The following is a 3,531-nucleotide window of genomic DNA, read 5'->3' on the forward strand; positions in this document are numbered from 1 at the left end:
GGCGGGAGGCCGCCAGGACCACGGTCACGGCTGCTGCGGCTGCGCGGCAACCGGCAATTCCTGGCGCAGCGCCGGATGGTGCCGGTTCACGCTTCTCGCCCCGAAGACCAGCGCCAGCAGAAAAGCCAGCAGGTACCCCGCAAACGTCATGGTTGCTTCCATATCTGACCCCTCGATGCGCGCTCGCGCTATTTTTTTGCTAGCCGCGAGTATGCGCAAAAGCACACTTGGCCCGCTACCACACAACGGAGGGGGTGTGGCCCGAATCACAACGCTGTTGGTCGTCAAACGCCGCGCTGCCACTCGGGGCTTCCAGATCAATCTTCGGCCAAGTTGACCTACACAGCCGACGCTTTCACAGCCCCGCTGGCAAAGAAGCTCTGCAGGTTTTCAAACACCAGATCCGCCATCGCATTGCGCGTCTCGTGCGTGGCGCTGGCGATATGCGGCAGCAGCACGACGTTGTCCAGCGCGAACAGCGCCTGCGGCACCTGCGGCTCGTTCTCGAACACATCCAGCCCGGCGCCTGCAATGCGTCCCTGCACCAGCGCGTCCACCAGCGCGGTCTCGTCGACCACGGTGCCGCGCGCGATATTGATCAGGAAGCCTTTCGGGCCCAGCGCTTCGAGTACCTCGGCCGACACCAGGTGCCGGGTCTCGGGGCCGCCGGCGGTGGCGATGACCAGGAAGTCCGCCCACCTGGCCAGCTCGGTCAGCGAGGGCTCATGGCGGTAGGGCGCATCCTGCGCGGGGCGGCGGCTGTGGTAGCTCACTTCCATATCGAAGCCCGCGCCGCGCCGGGCAATGACACGTCCGATGCGGCCCATGCCGACGATGCCCATGCGCTTGCCGCTGACGCGGGTGGCGAGCGGAAACTGCGCCTTTGGCCATTCGCCGCGCCGCACGAAACGGTCGGCCGCGCTGAAGCCGCGCGCCACGTCCATCAGCAGGCCGAAGGCCGTATCGGCCACACAATCGTTGAGCACGTCGGGCGTATAGCCAACGGCGATGCCGCGCGCGCGCGCGGCGTCCAGATCGATCTTGTCGAGGCCTACGCCAAAGCTGGAGATGACCCTCAGCTTTGGCATGGCCGCGATCATCGCCGCGTCGACGCCGATCGCGGCGCGCGTGGTCAGTGCGGCGAACTCGCCGCCGTGGCTGGCGAGGAAGGCGGCGGGATCGGTCTCGGCCCACAGCGGGTGGACGTCGTAGTGTTCGGCCAGGCTGGCTTCAAGGGGGGCTGGCAAGCGTCCGTGCTGGGCAAGGCGTGGTTTCATGAGAAGAGATCCGTGTGGTGATGGCGGTATGGCGGCCATGGTGGCGATGGTGGCCGGACGGTGCCGGCCTCAGTCTGCGCTGAGCTTGTTGTCCTGGATGATCTTGGCGTAGCGCTTGCGATCCGTGGCAATCAGGTCGGCGAACTGCACGGGGGTGCTGCCCACGGGAATGGCGCCTTGCGCGATCAGTTGCTCCTTCACCGCGGGCATCGCCACCACTTCCTTCACGCCGGCGGCGATCTTGTCGACGATGTCCTTTGGCGTGCCGGCCGGCGCCAGCAGGCCGACCCACGATCCCGACTCGGCGCCGGCGATGCCCGCCTCTGCCAGCGTCGGCACGTCCGGCAGCGCGGGCKAGCGGACCTTGCTGGTCACGGCCAGCGCGCGCAGCTTGCCGGATTTCACATGGCCGGCGGTTTCCAGGATCGAGGCGAACAGCATGTCCACATTGCCTGCCATCAGGTCGGTCATGGCCGCGCCGCCGCCCTTGTAGGGCACATGCAGCAGGTCGGTGCCGGTAGCTGCCTTGAAGATCTCGGCCGACAAATGCGGCGAGCCGCCGCTGCCCGAGCTGGCATAGGTCAGCTTGCCGGGCTGGGCCTTGGCCAGCGCCACCAGTTCCTTGGGGTTCTTGGCCGGCAGTTTGGGCGTTACCACCAGGGCAAAGGGCAACTCCGCCATCAGGCTGACCGGCACGAAGGCGGCCGGATCATAGTTGAGCTTCTTGTAAAGCGAGGGATTGATCGATTGCGTGCCGACATTGCCGGCCACCAGCGTGTAGCCATCCGGCTTGGCGCGGGACACGATGTCCAGCCCGACATTGCCGGCCGCGCCGGGGCGGTTGTCCACCAGTACCGGCTGGCCCCAGAGTTGCGAGAGCCGCAGCGCCACCAGGCGGGTGCCCACGTCGGTGCCGCCACCGGGGGCGAACGGCAGGATGATGGTCACCGGCTTGGTCGGCCAGGCAACGCCGGGCTGGGCCTGCGCGGCGGGCAGCCAGGCGCCGATGGCCAGGGCAAACAGGGCGATCGGGGCCGCGCGGCGGCTAAATGTGGGGGTGTAGAGCGAGCGCATGTCTTGTCTCCGAAAGTACGGCTTGTTGGCCGGGCGCCATGGCGCCGGCACGTATCGGTTGGTGGCTGCCCGGTGGCAACTCACTCGGGCTGGATGCCCGCATCCTTGGCCACCTTGGCCCACTTGCCCATTTCCACCTGCAGGAAACTGGCGAATTGCGCGGGCGTGCTGCCTGCGGGTTCGATGCCGGCGTTCTGCAGGCGCTCGCGCACGTCGGGCGAAGCCAGCGCCTTGTTGATCTCGGCGTTGAGCTTGTCCACCACCGCCTTGGGGGTGCCGGCCGGGGCCAGCACGCCACCCCAGGTACTGGTCTCATAGCCGGGCAGGCCGGCCTGCGCCATGGTCGGCACCTGCGGCGCGGCCGATGAGCGCTTGGCGGTCGTCACCGCCAGCGGGCGCACCTTGCCGCCCTTGACCTGCGGCCCGATGGCGGCAACGGTGTCGAACATCAGCGACACGCGGCCGCTGGTCAGGTCCGGATGGGCCAGCGTGCTGCCCTTGTACGGGATGTGGACCATGTCGATGCCCGTCATGCTCTTGAACAGCTCGCCCGAGAAATGCGGCGCGCCGCCCGAACCGCTGGACGCGAACGACAGCTTGCCCGGGTTGGCCTTGCCGTAGGCGATCAGTTCCTTGACGGACGTCACCGGCAGGGAAGGGGACACCACCAGCATCAGCGGCACCACGTGGGTCAGCGCCACCGGCTCGAAGCTCTTGATGGTGTCGAAGGGCAGCTTCTTCACCATGCTGGGATTGATGGCGTGGCTGCTGGCCACCAGCGCCAGCATGTAGCCGTCCGGCGCGCTTTTGGCGACGAGGTCGGTGCCGATGATGCCGGTGGCGCCGGGGCGGTTGTCCACCACCACGGACTGGCCCCAGGCTTCGGTCATCTTCTGGCCCACCAGCCGCGCTACCAGGTCGATGGCGCCGCCGGGGGAGGCGGGGACGATGATGGTGATGGTCTTGGTGGGGTAGCCGGCTTCGGCGGCATGGGTGGCGGGGGCGGTCAAGGCGAGTGCGGCCGCGATGCCCGCTAGCGCTCGTGTGATGGGCTTGGTGTAGAAGTGCATGTTGTCTCCTGCGCGTTTTTGTTTCGGCTTAATGGCTTAACGGCCTAATGGCCTAGTGCTTTCGCTTTCCATCCAATGCGCAGCAATAGCGCTAACGCATCATTCGCAAC

The 3,531-nt window shown here is 67.2% G+C and carries 4 protein-coding genes; all 4 read right to left on the minus strand.

Going from position 1 to position 3,531, the window contains the following annotated elements; all coding sequences use genetic code 11:
• Positions 1-24 precede the first annotated feature (24 nt).
• Positions 25-162: a hypothetical protein gene (locus AC1DS3_RS36725; protein WP_441634651.1), complete on the minus strand. Its 138-nt coding sequence runs from the start codon at positions 160-162 to the stop codon at positions 25-27.
• A gap of 176 nt (positions 163-338) precedes the next feature.
• Entirely contained in the window at positions 339-1,277 is a 939-nt protein-coding gene (locus AC1DS3_RS36730; protein WP_441634653.1) for a 2-hydroxyacid dehydrogenase, read from the minus strand.
• A 69-nt stretch (positions 1,278-1,346) separates the two neighbouring features.
• A complete protein-coding gene (locus AC1DS3_RS36735) occupies positions 1,347-2,351 on the minus strand; it encodes a Bug family tripartite tricarboxylate transporter substrate binding protein (RefSeq protein ID WP_477129144.1) in 1,005 nt (334 codons plus the stop codon).
• A gap of 80 nt (positions 2,352-2,431) precedes the next feature.
• Entirely contained in the window at positions 2,432-3,421 is a 990-nt protein-coding gene (locus tag AC1DS3_RS36740) for a tripartite tricarboxylate transporter substrate binding protein (RefSeq protein WP_441634657.1), read from the minus strand.
• Positions 3,422-3,531 lie beyond the last annotated feature (110 nt).

The organism is Cupriavidus sp. 01L46 (genome assembly GCF_056399905.1).